The following is a 15735-nucleotide window of genomic DNA, read 5'->3' as shown; positions in this document are numbered from 1 at the left end:
ATAGCAGGGCGCGCATCTCAATGTGGCGAAATTCAAGAAACCGGTGCCGACCATCCTTAGAATGACGGGTATGGGGACCGTAGCCGTCAAGGCGGCCGGGCGCTGGCGTGCCCGTGCCTTGGCAATGTCGTTGGCCGGAGCATTGAGCTTGACAGGTGCGCTGGCAGGCTGCGGCCTGCTCGCGGAGCAGGACGGAACTCCGCCGCAGCCCGCCGAGTCCGCCCAATCAGGGCCTGCGCAGGCAACGGGGGCAGGTCCCGGATCTCCTGGCCCCACTCCAACCCCCACGCCAACTCCGACGCCAGGCAAGGGTCCCGCCTGCCCGGTGCTTCGCTGCACATCCGTCCTGGTCACCGGCGACATGCTGGTTCATACCCAGCTGTGGCAGCAGGCACAGGAGGACGCCGCTGCAGCCGGCAATCCGGGCCTGGACTTTGTGCCCCTGCTGGAGGGCCAGCGCCGCTACATCAGCAAGAGCGACCTGGCCATCTGCCACCAGGAAACCCCGGTGGCGGGACCGGAGGGGCCATTCTCGGCTTATCCGTCCTTCAACGTCCCGCCGCAGATCATCTCCGCGTCCAAGGCGGTGGGCTACCAGGCCTGCACGACGGCGAGTAACCACACCATTGACCGCGGCACCGACGGGCTGCTGCGCACGCTCGATGCCCTGGACGCCGCCGGGCTCAAGCACACCGGCTCCTACCGCACCGAAAACGAGTCCCAAGGGATTCTGATCCTGCAGACTCCGGCCGCGAAGGTGGCCGTCATCCAGGCGACCTACGGACTCAACGGATTGATTGCGGAGCACCCGTGGCAGGTGGACATGTTGGACGCACCGGCCATGATCGCCAAGGCGGAAAAGGCCAGGGCGCTGGGTGCCGACATCGTCCTGGGCGCCATGCACGCAGGTGACGAATACTCCAGCGCGCCCAACGCCCAGCAGCAGGAGGTAGCCCACGCCCTCGCTGACAGCGGGCAGTTCAACCTGGTCTACGGGCACCACACGCACTCGGTCCTGCCCATCGAGAACTATAAAGGGACGTGGATCGTCTACGGGCTGGGCAACGGGGTCACGGAAATCTCGCCCTGGTATGTCGTCAACAACGAAGGGTTGCTGGTCCGGGCACAGTTCGGCCAGGACACATCCGGGAAGTGGACAGTCACCGACCTTGCCTGGGCACCCTCGGTCATCGTCCGCGATCCCTACCGCTGGTGCTCGGTGGCCTCGGACGCGCCCCAGGGTCCCTGCGCAGGAGCCGACGCCGACGCCGCCACCCGGCAGCGGACACAATCGGTGGTGGAGTCGATGGGCGCGGCGGCGGCCGGGGCCCACGAACTCCTCATCACCCGGGAGCCGTAAAGGGACTCAGCGGGGGCGGCGGGCGGCGTGTTCCCTTGCCAGTGCCGCGAACCGGTCGTCCGGCTGGCCTGGCTCGAACGTTCCATACCGGCGTTCGGCGGCCGTGCGGATCAGAAAGTCCGCGATTGCGGGGTTTTTCGGCAGCAGCGAACCGTGCAGGTAACTGGCCACGATGTTCCGGTAGCGGGCACCTTCATGGCCGTCATTGCTGTTGTTGCCGGTCCCCTTGGCGGTGGAGCCCAACGGACGCACACCGTCCCCCAGCGTGGTCTGGCCGCTGTGGTTTTCGTAGCCGAGGACTTCGCCGAACTCCGGCGTGGAAACCTTGACGTTTCCAATCAGGCGCTCGTCCGTGCCGTGGGTCTCAACGTTGAGGAGGCCAATGCCGGGGATGACGGCACCGGTACGGGTCTTGAAGAACCGCCCGAAGAGCTGGTAGAGACCGCAGATCACCAGCATGGGCGCGCCGTCCTCCGCAAGCTCCTTCAGCGCCCCCGCCCGGGCCTGGAGGTCGTCCTGGATGACCAGCTGTCCGCTGTCCTGGCCGCCGCCGCCCACAATGATGTCCACGTTTTCGGGAAAGGGATCGCCCACGTTGTACTCGAGCAGCTCAGGGGTGTAGCCGTGCCAGCTGATGCGCCGCTGCAGGACCAGGGCATTGCCCCAGTCACCGTAGATGTTCATGTCCCGGGGGTACAGCTGGACAACCCGGAGGACGCCCTTGCCCGGACCTTCAGCAGGGGTGGCGGCGGGTGTTTCCATGCTCACGAGACAACCTCCACGGTGGTGATCTTGGACAGTTCGCGGCGGATGGCAAGCATGGCGGTGTAGGTGCAGAAGATTCGCTTGGGTTTGCCTGAGGCTTCCCGGATGAAAGCGGCCAGGGCCGGTGCGATCTCGGGTTCCACCGACCCGAAGGGAACCTCGTCATACTGCAGCCGCAGCGCCATGTCGTAGGCACGGGATCCGGTGAGCTGGTCAACGCCCTCCGCGCGGAGGGAATCAAAGTCCACGTCCCAGAGCCAGGACATGTCCCGGCCGTCGGCATAGTTGTCGTTAATAGCGATCATCGTGGCGTATCCGCCCGCCGGGAACGACTTCAGGCCGAGCCGGAAACCGCTGGGGTTCTTGACCAGCACCAGGTCCAGCGGCTGGCCGTCAACGGTCAGGCTTTCACCGCGGCCGAAGGCCGGCGCCACCTGGGACAGCGCTTCCAGCAGGGTCTCGTGGTCGGCGGTGGCCGCACCCCCGCCGCAGATGCTCCGGGCAAGGGTCAGGGCCGCGGCAGCGTTGAAAATATTGTACACGCCCCGAAGCTTCATCGACGTCGCGACGGTGAGGCCGTCGTATTCGAACTCCGCGCTGTCCGCACCCACCTTGCGAAGTACGACGTCGGCTGCCGGCTTCTCCGGAAGGTCCGCCGGGGCAGGGCTTCCGGGAGCGGCACGCATGTCGTCGTCGTTGGGGAAGGTTGCCAGCAGCGACTCATCCAAACCGAAGTACTTGACCTCCTGTCCGGTGAGGGTCCCGGCGATCCTGGCCACCCGCGGGTCCTCGCGGTTGAGGACCACCGTGCCGGTGGTCTTGGCGGCGATGTGCTGGAGTAACTGGGCCGTCTTATCAATTTCCCCGAACCGGTCCAGCTGGTCACGAAGGACATTAAGGAGGAGGCAGTACCGGGGCGGGACGCTGTTGACGAAGTGGACGGCGTGGGCTTCGTCCAGTTCCAGCACCGCAATATCGGCATCCAGCCTGCCGCGCCAGTCCACCTCACCCAGCAGCGCGGCGGCAACGCCGCGCGTGAAGTTGCTGCCGGTCCGGTTTGTGAAAACCTTGAGCCCCTGGCTCTCCAGCAGCTCCACCACCATTTTGGTGGTGGTGGTCTTGCCGTTCGTGCCGCTGACTACAGCAACTCCGTGGGGGAGGGTGCTCAGCGTCCGTTGCATGAAGCCGGGGTCGATCTTTTCGACCACCAGGCCCGGAAGGGCTGAGCCACCGCCCCGGAGCCGGGAGGCCCGGCGGACCAGCTTGCCGAGCGGAACACTGAAGGAAACCATGTTTCGAATATATCCCAGCAACGGCATGCAACCGCCGCGGGACGGCTGATGCCCGGACGGGCGGCCGGGCCGGCCCCGTATGCTGGATGGATGACAAATTCCCTTTCAGCCGCTTCCGCGCGGGTCGGTTCAGGCCTGCGGATTGGCGTGCTGGCCCTTCAGGGCGACTTCCGCGAGCACCTTCGCGCCGCCGGGGACACCGGCGCCGAAGCCGTGGGTGTCCGCCGCCCCAAGGAACTGGACGGCCTGGACGGGCTCATCATTCCAGGCGGCGAATCAACAGCAATCGACAAGCTGGCGCGGGCCTTCGACCTGGCGGAGCCGCTGCGGCAGCGCATCGCCGAAGGACTGCCGGTCTACGGTTCCTGCGCCGGCATGATCCTGCTTGCCACGGAAATCGCCGATCCCGCCACCGACCTCTCCGGCTCCCCGCAGCAGACCTTCGGCGGCCTTGACATGACCGTCCGCCGCAACGCGTTCGGCCGGCAGCGCGACTCGTTCGAAACCGACCTCGACTTCAAAGGTTTGGACTTCAGCGCCACTGATTCCGGCGTCCCGCCTGTGCACGCCGTGTTCATCCGCGGGCCCTGGGTGGAGCGGGTAGGCCCGGACGTTGAGGTGCTGGCCCAGGTGGAACCCGCCGAGCCGGAGCACGCGTCCCATGCGGTCCCGCTGCCCGGGACGGCTAGAATTGTTGCAGTGCGTTCGGGCCGGTTGCTGGCCACCTCCTTCCACCCGGAAGTGACTGGGGAAAAACGCGTACACGAACTCTTTATCCGGATGATCAGAGGAGAAGCGTAAAGCATGTCAGGCCACTCCAAATGGGCGACGACCAAGCACAAGAAGGCGATCATTGACAGCCGCCGCGCAAAGTCGTTCGCCAAGCTGATCAAGAACATCGAAGTTGCCGCCCGTATGGGCGGGCCGGACCTCGCCGGCAACCCGGGCCTGGAGCTGGCGGTCACCAAGGCGAAGAAGACCTCCGTCCCCAACGACAACATCGACCGTGCCATCAAGCGCGGTGCCGGCCTGACCGGTGAAGTGGTGGACTACACCGAGATCATGTATGAAGCCCGCGGCCCGCAGGGTTCCGCGCTGCTGATCGAGTGCCTGACCGACAACAAGAACCGCGCGGCCTCCGAGGTGCGCCTTGCAATTTCGCGCAACGGCGGCACCATTGCCGATCCCGGGTCCGTCAGCTACCTGTTCACCCGCAAGGGCGTGGTGACCCTGGCCAAGAACGGCCTTTCCGAGGACGACGTCCTCATGGCAGTGCTCGAGGCCGGAGCCGAGGAAGTCAAGGACAACGGCGACAGCTTCGAAATCCACTCCGAGCCGGCCGATCTGCCTGCCATCCGGGAGGCGCTGAAGGAAGCCGGCATAGAGTACGACACCGACGAAGTTGAGTTCGTACCCTCCATGCAGGTCGACCTGGACCTGGACGGCGCGCGTAAGTTCCTCAAGCTGTCCGACGCGCTGGAAGAGCTCGACGACGTCCAGAACGTCTACACCAACGCCGACCTCAGCGACGAAGTCCAGGCCGCCCTGGAATCCGAGTGACGTCCGGCCTTGCCAGCTGAACCGGGCCCGCCTGCCCACCCCCTGCACCCGTGACACTGCGCGTGCTGGGGGTAGACCCTGGCCTCACCCGCTGCGGGATCGGCGTGGTTGATGTCGAACGGAACCGGAGGGCCACCATGGTGGCCGTCGGCGTGGTCGGAACCTCCCCCGAGGAAACGCTGGACCAGCGGCTCCTGGTTATCGCCACAGCCATAGATGACTGGCTGGACCGCTACGAGCCACAGGTGCTCGCCGTCGAACGCGTCTTCTCCCAGCTCAACGTCAGCACCGTAATGGGCGTGGCCCAGGCGTCGGGCGTGGTGATCGCCGCAGCCGCCCGGAGGGGGATTCCGGTGGCCCTGCACACGCCGTCGGAAGTTAAGGCGGCGGTGACAGGGAGCGGTTCGTCCAACAAGGACGCGGTGACCAAACTGGTCACCAAGATCCTCCGCCTTGACGCACCGCCCCGCCCCGCCGACGCCGCCGACGCCCTGGCCCTGGCCATCACCCACGCATGGCGTGCGGGCAGTGGTGCAGCGGTCGCCACCTCCGGTCCCGGAAGTTCCGCTCTGACGCCGGCGCAGCGGGCATGGGCTGAGGCTGAGGCCAAGGCGCGGCGTGCCCGCTGAATGTCCTGGCACCTTGCTAGGGTATTCGTAAATATGTTCGGATAGCCGGCCCCGGGTGAAGGGACCGGCCAACACCAGGAGCCCCGGCCTTGATCAGTTTCCTCCGCGGAACCGTAGCGCACGTAGGCCTGTCCACGGCCGTTATCGACCTCAACGGCGCCGGAATGAGCGTCTACGCCACCCCGCAGACGCTCAGCGGACTCCGTATTGGCGAGGAAGGGAAGCTGTTCACGTCCCTGATCGTCCGCGAGGACTCCCTGACCCTCTTCGGTTTCGCTACCGACGATGAACGCGAAGTGTTCGAGGTGCTGCTCAGCGTCAGCGGCGTAGGGCCGCGGCTTGCCCTTGCTGTCCTGGCCGTCCATGACCCCGAGGCCATCCGGATTGCCGCGCACACCGGCGACAGCAAGACCTTCACCAAGGTTCCCGGCATCGGACCCAAGGTGGCAGGCAGGATTGTGCTGGAACTCGCCGGAAAACTCGTTCCGCACGGCACGGCCGGCTCCGCAGCCGCCCCCACTGCCGCCGAAGCAGCATGGAAGCCGCAGGTGGTGGCGGCCATGACCAGCCTCGGCTGGTCCGAAAAGGATGCCTCGGCCAGCATCGACAAGGCGCTGGCAGACGAACCGGAAGTGTCCTTCCGCGGCAACGTGCCAGAAATCCTGCGGACCACGTTGCGCTGGCTCGGCCAGGACGGGGCCCGGGCGGGGAACCGCGTAGGCAGCCGTGGCTGAACCGTCACTGGTAGCCGCGGGGGAGGAGCCGGAAGAGCGGGCCATCGAGGCCGCCCTCCGACCCAAAAACCTTGACGACTTCGTAGGCCAGCATCGCGTGCGCAAACAGCTGTCACTGGTGCTGAAAGCGTCCCGGATGCGTGGCCGCAGCGCAGACCACGTGCTCTTCTCCGGCCCGCCGGGCCTGGGCAAAACCACCCTTGCCATGATCGTCGCGTCAGAAATGAATGCGCCCCTGCGCATCAGCAGCGGACCGGCCATCCAGCACGCGGGCGACCTCGCGGCCATCCTGTCCTCGCTGTCCGAAGGCGAGGTGCTGTTCCTCGACGAAATCCACCGCATGTCCCGTCCGGCCGAAGAGATGCTCTACATGGCCATGGAGGACTTCCGGGTGGACATTGTGGTGGGCAAGGGCGCCGGGGCCACCGCCATCCCGCTGGAACTGCCGCCGTTCACGCTGGTGGGCGCCACCACCCGAGCCGGGCTGCTTCCCGGGCCACTGCGCGACAGGTTCGGCTTTACCGGGCACCTGGAGTTCTACTCTGTCCAGGAGCTGGAGCTGGTACTCCGCCGTTCTGCCGGGCTGCTGGACCTCAAGGTGAATTCGGCCGGGTTCACCGAGATCGCCGGCCGTTCACGCGGCACGCCCCGCATAGCCAACCGCCTGCTGCGGCGGGTCCGGGACTGGGCACTGGTCCACGAAATTGAGCAGATTGATGCCCGGGCCGCCTCCGCCGCCCTGGACATGTACGAGGTGGACAAAAAAGGCCTGGACCGCCTGGACCGTTCAGTCCTTGATGCACTCATCACCAAGTTCGGCGGCGGACCGGTGGGACTTTCCACCTTGGCCATCGCCGTCGGCGAAGAAACGGAGACCGTGGAAACGGTGGCTGAGCCCTTCCTGGTGAGGGAAGGGCTTTTGGGACGCACTCCCAGGGGGCGGATCGCCATGGCGCCGGCGTGGACACACCTTGGCTATGCCATTCCGTCGGGTGTCTTCGCACAGGAGCAGCTGGAACTCTTCGATCCGGATTCCGACGCTGCCTCAGCCGCCGAAGACCGGGGCCCCGAAAGCCAATAACAGGCTTCGTCCAGCTTTTCCCTTTAGACTGGTATGACGCCCGGCACCATGCTGCCGGAAAATCGGCTCGGCACTTTAAGGAACGGAATTCCCCTTGGATCTAATGTCAATTCTCCTGTTCGTCATGCTCGGAGTGTTCATCTTTATGATGTTCCGGCGCAACAAGAAGACGCAGCAGCAGCAGGCGGAGCTCCAGTCGAAGTTCGGCCCCGGCGTCGACGTCATGACCAGCTTCGGTCTCTTCGGCCGCATCGTCGACGTTGACGACGCGGAAAACAAGGTCACCCTTGAACTGTCCCCGGGCAACCTCGCAACCGTCCACCGCCAGGCTGTCACCAAGATTATCGAGCCCGTTGCTGCAGAGCCCGTTGCTGCAGAGCCCGTTGTTGCAGAGCCCGAGACTGCTGCTCCGGCCGTACCGGACGATGCCTCGTCCCTGACTGGCCGCGAGGGCGGCAGCAGCACAGCCCCGCTCGAAACACCCGACGAAACTGTTAAGCGCCTCAACGATGAGGGCAAGAAGGACATCTAGTCCCGCTGACCGTACAACCCTCTACCGCAGCGGACTGCCGCCGGTGCTGGCCACAGCAGGCACCGGCGGTTCTTCCATGATCAAGAGAAAGATCGACAATGGCACGAACTGGCCCTAAGAAACCAGGCCTCAGGGTCCTGGTCTGGCTCGGCGTAATCATCGCCGCGCTGACCGCTGTCCTGGCTGGCGGCGCCCTCAGCGGGCAGGCAAGCTGGGCGCCCAAACTCGCTCTGGACCTTGAGGGCGGAACCCAGATGATCCTGGCGCCGAAGGTCGAGGGCGGTTCGGACATCAATGAGGAACAGCTGAACCAGGCAGTGGCGATCATCCGCCAGCGCGTGGACGGCTCCGGCGTCGCCGAAGCCGAAATCAGCACCCAGTCCGGGCGCAACGTGGTGGTCAGCCTGCCGGGAACCCCCTCCAGCCAGACCCGCGATCTGATCCAGGCGTCCGCCGACATGAACTTCCGCCCGGTGTTGCTGAGCGGCGCCGGCGCACCCGTCCCCGAGGAGTCCCGGGCTCCCGAGGACCAGCTGCCCAAGCCCACTGCGGAGCCCGCCAACAGTAGTGACATCAACTGGATCACCCCGGAAATTTACCGTCAGTTCGAGGCCCTGGACTGTGACAACCCGTCCCAGGACGAACAGGAACGCTCCGACCCCGCGAAACCGCTGGTCACCTGCGAGCCCGCCACGGACACAACCCCGGCCATCAAGTACATCCTCGGTCCGGTAGAGGTCAAAGGCAGCAACATCGTCACATCGTCCTTCCAGCTGCAGCAGGGCGCGCAGGGCGCGGTCACCAACGACTGGGCCGTGAACATCCAGTTCGACGACGAGGGCACCGCCAAGTTCAAAGAGGTCACGGAGCGCCTGAACCAGTTCTATGTTGCGGCCGGCGGCGACTCTGGCACCGACCCGAAAGCCCAGTTCGCCATCGTCCTTGACGACCAGGTGATTTCGGCACCCCGGTCCCTGGCGGTCATCACCGACGGGCGCCCGCAGATCACCGGCGGGTTCACGGAGCAGACGGCCAAGACGCTGTCCGACCAGCTGCGCTTCGGTGCACTGCCCATCAGCTTCGAGATCCAGAGCGAGCAGCAGATCTCCGCCACGCTTGGCGGCGAGCAGCTGCGCATGGGCCTGCTCGCAGGCCTGATCGGTCTCCTGCTGGTGGTGGTCTACTCGCTCTTCCAGTACCGGGCCCTGGGCTTTGTCACCATCGCCTCGCTGGCGGTGGCCGGCGTTTTAACCTACCTGGCCATCGCCATCCTCGGCTGGACCGAAAACTACCGGCTCTCCCTGGCCGGTGTCGCCGGCATCATCGTCGCCATCGGTCAGACGGCAGACTCGTTCATCGTCTACTTCGAGCGCATTCGCGACGAACTCCGTGAGGGCCGTGGCCTGGTGTCCGCTGTCGAGAACGGCTGGAAGCGCGCCAAGCGCACGGTCCTTGCCTCCAAGGCCGTCAACCTGCTCGCAGCGCTGGTCCTCTACTTCGTGGCCGTCGGCAACGTCCGCGGCTTCGCCTTCACCCTGGGCCTGACCGCCATCGCGGACCTCATCGTGGTGTTCATGTTCACGCACCCCACGCTGCAGCTGCTTGCCCGCACCAAATTCTTCGGCGAGGGCCACCGGCTGTCCGGGCTCGATCCCAAGCGGCTGGGCGCCGTTCCGCTGTACCGCGGCGCCGGACGCCTGCGCACTCCGGAGGACAAACAGGCCGTGGTCCGGGCAAAGAACACTCGTGCCGCTGCTGAAGCCGAGCGCAGGATGACCATCGCGGAACGCCGCCTGGCGGAGAAGCAGGAGCAGCTGGCCGGCTCCTCCAAGACGGCAGCGAAGGAGAACAAGTAATGTCAGGCTTCGCCAATTTCGGTAACGAGCTCTACACCGGGAAGCGTTCCTACGACTTTGTGGGTTCCAAGAAAATCTGGTTCATCATCGCCGCGGTGGCCGTGGCCCTGTCCATCGTCATCCCGGCGGTCAAGGGCGGTTTCAACCTTGGCATCGAGTTCCGCGGCGGCTCCGAGTTCACCGTATCCAACGTGCAGACCACGGATGCGGCCCTGGGTGAGAAAGCCGTCACCGACGTGGTTGCAGGCAGTGTTCCGCGCGTCGCCAACGTGGCCGGGACCACCATGCGAATCCAGACGGACAGGCTCACCGATGACGAGACCCTCCGCATCAAGGAGGGCCTGACCACGGCATACGGCGTCACCGACAACGAGGTGACCTCCACGTTCGTGGGACCCACCTGGGGCGCCGACGTCACCAAGCAGGCGCTGATCGGCCTGGTGATCTTTGTGTTGCTGGCAGCTGTCCTGATGGCGCTGTACTTCCGTACATGGAAGATGTCGCTCTCGGCGATCGCGGGCATGGTGGTGACCATGTTCATCACCGCGGGCGTCTACGCGCTCAGTGATTTCGAGGTCACCCCGTCAGCGATCATCGGCTTCCTGACCGTCCTGAGCTACTCGCTCTACGACACGGTGGTGGTCTTCGACAAGATCCGCGAAAACACGGCGGACCTGGATGCCTCCACCCGGCGCACCTTTGCCGAGGAAGTAAACCTGGCCGTCAACCAGACCCTGGTCCGTTCCATCAACACCATGATGGTGGCCATTCTTCCTGTGGGCGCCATCCTGTTCATCGGTGCCGGGCTGCTGGGTGCGGGTACCCTCCGCGATCTGTCGCTGGCCCTGTTCGTCGGCATCCTCATCGGCACGGCCGCCACCATCTTCGTGGCGGCGCCCATGTACGCGTGGCTGCGGCAGAACGAGCCGGACCTGGTCAGGCAGGCCAAGCGCGTGGAGCACCGCCGCGCCGGCGAAGCCGGACGGACTGCATCAGCCGAACCTGCCCAGGCCTGAACCGGCCTACTGTTCCGCCGGGCACGGCCTTGAATGACGGCCCCGGGCCGGACTGCGCAACTTTCGCGCTGTCCGGCCCGGCACATTTAAGGGCCGGTTATAAAACTGCCTGCGGTGAGGAATAGACTGGGGAATTAAAACGGTGGTGAGGGGTGCTTCATTGGAAGAACGTTCGGCGTCGGCGCCAACGGCACAGGGAGACAAGAATCCTGCCGGTGTACAAACCGGGCTCGCGGCATCAGCGCGCCCTGGTTCATTGGTGCCCGTCGACAACGCTGGATCACGCGCCACCTTTCCCGGGCGCCGGGAGCGCACCCGCTCCAGGCTTGCCCGCCTGACCGGACGCGGGACCGCCACGTACTCACCCATCCTTGAACCACTCCTGAGGACGGTACGGGCCAACAACCCCAAAGAGGATTTCGACCTCATCCAGCGCGCCTTTGACGTGGCGGAGCAGAGCCACCGGGGGCAGAAGCGCAAGAGCGGCGATCCCTACATCACCCATCCTGTTGCAGTGGCAACCATCCTGGCCGAGCTCGGCCTGAGCGGGACCACCCTGGCGGCTGCCCTCCTGCACGATACGGTGGAGGACACCCCTTACACCCTCGACGACCTGAAGCGGGACTTTGGCCCCGAAGTGGCGATGCTGGTTGACGGCGTCACAAAGCTGGACAAGGTCAGTTTCGGTGAGGCGGCGCAGTCCGAAACGGTCCGCAAAATGGTCGTGGCCATGGCCAAGGACATCCGCGTGCTGATGATCAAACTGGCTGACCGGCTCCACAATGCACGCACCTGGCGTTTCGTTTCCGCGGAATCCTCGGCCCGCAAAGCACGCGAAACCCTCGAGATCTTCGCCCCGCTGGCGCACCGCCTGGGCATGAACACGATCAAATGGGAGCTGGAGGATCTTTCCTTCGCGGCGCTCTACCCGAAGGTGTACGAGGAAATCGTGCGGATGGTGGGTGACAGGACGCCCGAGCGCGAGAAGAGCCTCAGCGTCATCCGCGACCAGATCACCGAGGACCTGCGCACCGCGCGGATCAAGGCCACCATCACGGGCCGACCCAAGCACTACTACTCGATCTACCAGAAGATGATCGTCCGGGACAAGGACTTTGACGACATCAACGACCTCATGGGCGTCCGCGTCCTGGTGGACTCCGTCAGGGACTGTTACGCAGCCCTTGGCACCTTGCATTCGCGCTGGAACCCCCTGCCGGGCCGGTTCAAGGACTACATCGCGATGCCAAAATTCAACATGTACCAGTCGCTGCACACCACAGTGATCGGCCCGGGCGGCAAGCCAGTGGAAATCCAGATCAGGACCCACGAGATGCACCGCCGTGCAGAATACGGTGTGGCCGCACACTGGAAGTACAAAGACCAGCCCAACCGCACCGCCGTCGGCCCCGGAAGCCCCCGGGACGGCGACCTGGGGTGGCTCCGGTCCCTGGTGGACTGGCAGCAGGAGACCTCGGATCCGGGTGAATTCCTGGACTCGCTCCGCTTCGAAATCAACGCCCGTGAAGTGTTCGTCTTCACCCCCAAGGGCGAGGTCATGGCACTGCCCGCCGGATCCACGCCTGTCGACTTCGCCTATGCCGTACACACCGAGGTGGGGCACCGGACCATCGGTGCCCGCGTCAACGGCAAGCTGGTCCCGCTCAACAGCGAACTGAACCATGGCGACTGGGTGGAGATTTTCACCTCCAAGGCCGAAGGTGCCGGGCCCAGCCAGGACTGGCAGCACTTCGTCAAGAGCGCCAGGGCCCGGAACAAGATCCGCCAGTGGTTCAGCAAGGAGCGGCGCGAGGAAGCGATCGACCGCGGCAAGGAACTGCTGACCCGGGCCATGCGGAAGCAGAATCTTCCGCTGCAGCGCCTGATGACCCACGAAGCCCTGGCGGCGGTGGCCGAAGAGTTCAAGTACGTGGACATCTCGGGCCTCTACGCCGGAGTTGGAGATGGCCACACCTCCGCCCAGGCGGTGATGGAGAAGCTCGTCGAAAGCCTCGGAGGCAACGAGAGTGCCGACGACGACATCACCGAAGTCAGCATTCCCACCCAGGTCACCAAGGCGCGTTTCTCGGATTCGGGTGTGGTGGTCCGCGGTGTGGGCGACGTCTGGGTCAAGCTGGCCCGCTGCTGCACCCCGGTGCCGCCTGATCCCATCCTGGGTTTCGTCACCCGTGGCTCAGGGGTGTCCGTGCACCGGACCGACTGCACCAACATCTCCGACCTGAAGGACCAGCCGGACAGGATTGTCGACGTGGACTGGGCGCCCACCCAGTCCAGCGTGTTCCTTGTGGAGATCCAGGTGGAGGCGCTGGACCGCAAGTCGCTGCTGTCCGACGTGACCCGGGTGCTCTCGGACAACCACGTCAACATCCTGGCCGCCAGCGTCCATACCTCCACTGACCGGGTGGCAATTTCAAGGTTCGCCTTCGAGATGGGCGACCCCAAGTACCTGAGCCACGTGCTGAGTGCCGTCCGCCGGATCGACGGGGTCTTCGATGTCTATCGCACCACCGGAAACAAGCGCAGGAGCTAGGGAAGCGAGCTTTTCCAGCGCAGCCCTTTTGTGCGGCACCCGCGGCGTGGCCTCAATCGCGAGGACCAGCAGCCGCAGCCGTACGTCCTGCTGGGGACGGGCCAGCAGGTTTGCGAGCGTGGGTATGGCACGCTCGGCGTCCACGTGCAGTGCGACATCCAGGGCGGTGCGGAGCGGGCTTGAAACCATGAGCCCGCCCAGGCTGACGACGTCGAACGGTCCCAGCTTGACTTCGTGCAGCGTGCAGCCGCGCGTATTGCGGAGACTTGAGACGCGCCTCTTTGCATCCACCAGCAGCGCCAGCCTGTCCGGCTCGGCCGCGCACCCGTAAATCCACGCTGCTGTCATGCGGCCTGCCACGACGCGCTGCCTGACCGCGGACGGGACCGCGCCGGCAGCCGCACGAGCACGCAGCTGGGGCGAGGCGGGGACTTCCGGCAAGGTGTAGCCATGCTGGTGGAGGCGGGTCAACAGCCCGTCCGCGGCGAGGGACTGCAGTTCCGGCCCGGCAAAGGGCATCCCCGGCGCATACAGTTCAGGAAATCGGGGTGCCTGGCCGGCCATTGGGTGGTCGAGCCCTGAGGCAGCAGAAGGAGCCGGTGGTGTCGCCATTCATCCATCCTGCCCCCTCCCCTTAACGGCCGCAGGCCCGGTTCCGGTTATGTGGATAACCGGAACCGGGCCTGCCAGGGCTGTTGGCGAAGGGCCTGAACGTCAGGAAAGCTCGCTGGCCGAGCGCTGGATCTGGTCAAGCCAGGCCTGGCGGGCCTCGAGGGCTTCCTGGGCTGCCTTGATCTTGCGCTGGTCACCGCTCTTTTCAGCCGCCGCAAGGTCCTCCTGCAGGCCGGCGATAGCCGACTCGAGCTGGGACAGCGCACTGTTGGTGCGTGCCTTCCGCTCGGGGTTGGACCGCTGCCACTGCTCTTCTTCTGCCTGGCGGACAGCGTCCTCAACCTTGCGAAGGCCCGCCTCGATGCGGCCCATATCCGTGCGCGGAACCTTGCCAGCTTCTTCCCAGCGGTCGCGGATGGACTGCAGTGCCTTCTTGGCGGCACCAAGGTCCTTCACCGGAAGGATGGCATTGGCTTCCGCCAGGAGGGCTTCCTTGACCGTGAGGTTGGCCGCGTACTCCTGGTCGATCTCCTCGTTTGCCGCCTGCCGGGAGGTGAAGAACACGTCCTGGGCAGCGCGGAAGCGCGCCCACAGGGCGTCGTCGTCCTTGCGGCTGGCGCGCGGGGACGCCTTCCACTGGTCCATGAGCCGGCGGTATTCACCGGCGGCGAATCCCCAGTCAGTGGACGAGGACAGCGCTTCCGCTTCGGCGATCAGCTTTTCCTTCGCTGCCTTGGCCGCCGAATTGTTGCTGTCCAGCTGCGAGAAGTAGGCGCGGCGGTGGCGGTCGAAGACCGTGCGGGCGGCGCGGAACCTCTTCCAGAGCGCGTCTTCATTGCTGCGGCCCAGCCGGACGCCGCTCTTTTGCGCCGCCTTCCAGCTCTCGAACAGTTCATTCATCCTGGCGCTGGAGGTCTTCCACTGCGTCTGGGCAGGATCCTGGCCGGAAATCTGTTCCGCTTCGGCCACGATGGCCTCACGGGCAGCAAGCTCGGAGGCGCGGATCGCGTCGTGTTCGGCCTTCTCAGCCTTCTCAAGCTCGGCGATCTGCGTCGAGAGGGTGTCCAGCCGTGCCTCGGCAGCACGCAGGTCGCCCACCATGTTTCGTTCGGCGAGCTGCTCGCGAAGGTGCGTCACCGTCTTCTGCATGTCGGTGCTGGGAGCCTTCGAGCTGACGCGCTGTTCGAGGAGCACAATCTGGGCCACCACGTCGTCGTATTTCCGTGCGAAGTAGGCCAGTGCCTCGTCATCGCTCACGCCGGGGTACTGGCCCACGGGGTGCTCGCCGCCGTCAATGGTCAGGAACACATGTCCGTCGCCTTCCACCCGGCCCCACTTGGAAGCCTCGGCGAGGGAGGTGGCGGGCGGAGCCTGGACCGGCACCGCTGCCGGAGCTGCTGCCGCCGGTTTGGGGCGGGACGCGAAAGCCGCGGGGGAGGGCGCCGAGGGGCGGGGCCCCGGTGCAGGTGCAGGTGCTGGTGCAGGTGCAGCGACTGCGGTCGCGGTGTCACCGGACGGTGCGTCCACCGCTGGGACGTCGCTGGCGTCCGCCTCCACAGCGTCCGCGGTGGAATCCTCGCTGGTTTCCGCAGTGTCCGCTGCGGGAGCTTCCGTTTCCGGAGTGCCGGCTGTTTCAGTTCCCGCGCCTTCCGTGGCGGGGGACGCCGCGTCGGTCAGGTCTGCTGCTGTTTCGTCGGATTTCTGACTGTCTGTCACCGCTAAAAGTCTTTCGCTTGGAGGGAAATAC

At 65.6% G+C, this 15735-nt stretch carries 14 protein-coding genes; 10 read left to right on the top strand and 4 right to left on the bottom strand.

Annotated elements, in window-relative coordinates; all coding sequences use genetic code 11:
* Window positions 1–70 precede the first annotated feature (70 nt).
* Window positions 71–1360, top strand: a complete 1290-nt coding sequence (locus AC5RUU_RS09055; protein ID WP_493974862.1) for a CapA family protein — start codon at window positions 71–73, stop codon at window positions 1358–1360.
* A 6-nt stretch (window positions 1361–1366) separates the two neighbouring features.
* Here AC5RUU_RS09055 and AC5RUU_RS09050 read toward each other — a convergent pair whose 3' ends face one another.
* Together AC5RUU_RS09050 and AC5RUU_RS09045 are read right to left on the bottom strand one after the other, a co-directional pair.
* Window positions 1367–2122, bottom strand: a complete 756-nt coding sequence (locus tag AC5RUU_RS09050; protein WP_493974918.1) for a type 1 glutamine amidotransferase — start codon at window positions 2120–2122, stop codon at window positions 1367–1369.
* 2 nt (window positions 2123–2124) lie between these two features.
* Window positions 2125–3417: a MurT ligase domain-containing protein gene (locus tag AC5RUU_RS09045; RefSeq protein ID WP_493974861.1), complete on the bottom strand. Its 1293-nt coding sequence runs from the start codon at window positions 3415–3417 to the stop codon at window positions 2125–2127.
* 90 nt (window positions 3418–3507) lie between these two features.
* On the opposite strand from AC5RUU_RS09045, the gene pdxT reads away from it, so the two are divergent.
* From pdxT to AC5RUU_RS09000, 9 genes are all read left to right on the top strand, one after another.
* The gene (gene pdxT, locus AC5RUU_RS09040; RefSeq protein WP_493974860.1) at window positions 3508–4218 is read left to right on the top strand and encodes a pyridoxal 5'-phosphate synthase glutaminase subunit PdxT; all 711 of its coding nucleotides are present in this window, start codon (window positions 3508–3510) and stop codon (window positions 4216–4218) included.
* Window positions 4219–4221: 3 nt separating this feature from the next.
* Window positions 4222–4977 (top strand): YebC/PmpR family DNA-binding transcriptional regulator, encoded by a 756-nt coding sequence (locus AC5RUU_RS09035; RefSeq protein WP_493974859.1) that lies wholly within the window; start codon window positions 4222–4224, stop codon window positions 4975–4977.
* Between the two features lie 50 nt (window positions 4978–5027).
* The gene (gene ruvC / locus AC5RUU_RS09030; protein ID WP_493974858.1) at window positions 5028–5606 is read left to right on the top strand and encodes a crossover junction endodeoxyribonuclease RuvC; all 579 of its coding nucleotides are present in this window, start codon (window positions 5028–5030) and stop codon (window positions 5604–5606) included.
* An 89-nt stretch (window positions 5607–5695) separates the two neighbouring features.
* Window positions 5696–6340, top strand: coding sequence for a Holliday junction branch migration protein RuvA (gene ruvA, locus AC5RUU_RS09025; protein ID WP_493974857.1), 645 nt, complete (start codon window positions 5696–5698; stop codon window positions 6338–6340).
* On the top strand, window positions 6333–7421 hold the full coding sequence (ruvB, locus tag AC5RUU_RS09020; RefSeq protein ID WP_493974856.1) for a Holliday junction branch migration DNA helicase RuvB: 1089 nt from the start codon (window positions 6333–6335) through the stop codon (window positions 7419–7421). The genes ruvA and ruvB overlap by 8 nt, the downstream gene beginning before the upstream one ends.
* 103 nt (window positions 7422–7524) lie before the next feature.
* Complete coding sequence (gene yajC / locus AC5RUU_RS09015) at window positions 7525–7953, top strand: preprotein translocase subunit YajC (RefSeq protein ID WP_493974855.1); 429 nt, start codon at window positions 7525–7527, stop codon at window positions 7951–7953.
* Window positions 7954–8051: 98 nt separating this feature from the next.
* A complete protein-coding gene (gene secD, locus AC5RUU_RS09010) occupies window positions 8052–9809 on the top strand; it encodes a protein translocase subunit SecD (RefSeq protein WP_493974854.1) in 1758 nt (585 codons plus the stop codon).
* The gene (gene secF, locus AC5RUU_RS09005) at window positions 9809–10825 is read left to right on the top strand and encodes a protein translocase subunit SecF (protein WP_493974853.1); all 1017 of its coding nucleotides are present in this window, start codon (window positions 9809–9811) and stop codon (window positions 10823–10825) included. The genes secD and secF overlap by 1 nt, the downstream gene beginning before the upstream one ends.
* Window positions 10826–10985: 160 nt before the next feature.
* Window positions 10986–13376: a RelA/SpoT family protein gene (locus AC5RUU_RS09000; RefSeq protein ID WP_493974852.1), complete on the top strand. Its 2391-nt coding sequence runs from the start codon at window positions 10986–10988 to the stop codon at window positions 13374–13376.
* Here the strand turns inward: AC5RUU_RS09000 and AC5RUU_RS08995 are convergent.
* Window positions 13257–13988, bottom strand: coding sequence for a type IV toxin-antitoxin system AbiEi family antitoxin (locus AC5RUU_RS08995; protein WP_493974851.1), 732 nt, complete (start codon window positions 13986–13988; stop codon window positions 13257–13259). The genes AC5RUU_RS09000 and AC5RUU_RS08995 overlap by 120 nt on opposite strands.
* Window positions 13989–14090: 102 nt before the next feature.
* The gene (locus AC5RUU_RS08990; protein WP_493974850.1) at window positions 14091–15704 is read right to left on the bottom strand and encodes a DUF349 domain-containing protein; all 1614 of its coding nucleotides are present in this window, start codon (window positions 15702–15704) and stop codon (window positions 14091–14093) included.
* Window positions 15705–15735: the final 31 nt, after the last annotated feature.

The sequence above is a fragment of the Arthrobacter sp. K4-10C genome (assembly GCF_059090085.1).
The sequence above is the reverse complement of the archived record's forward strand: the minus strand, read 5'-3'. Positions and strand labels throughout refer to the sequence as shown.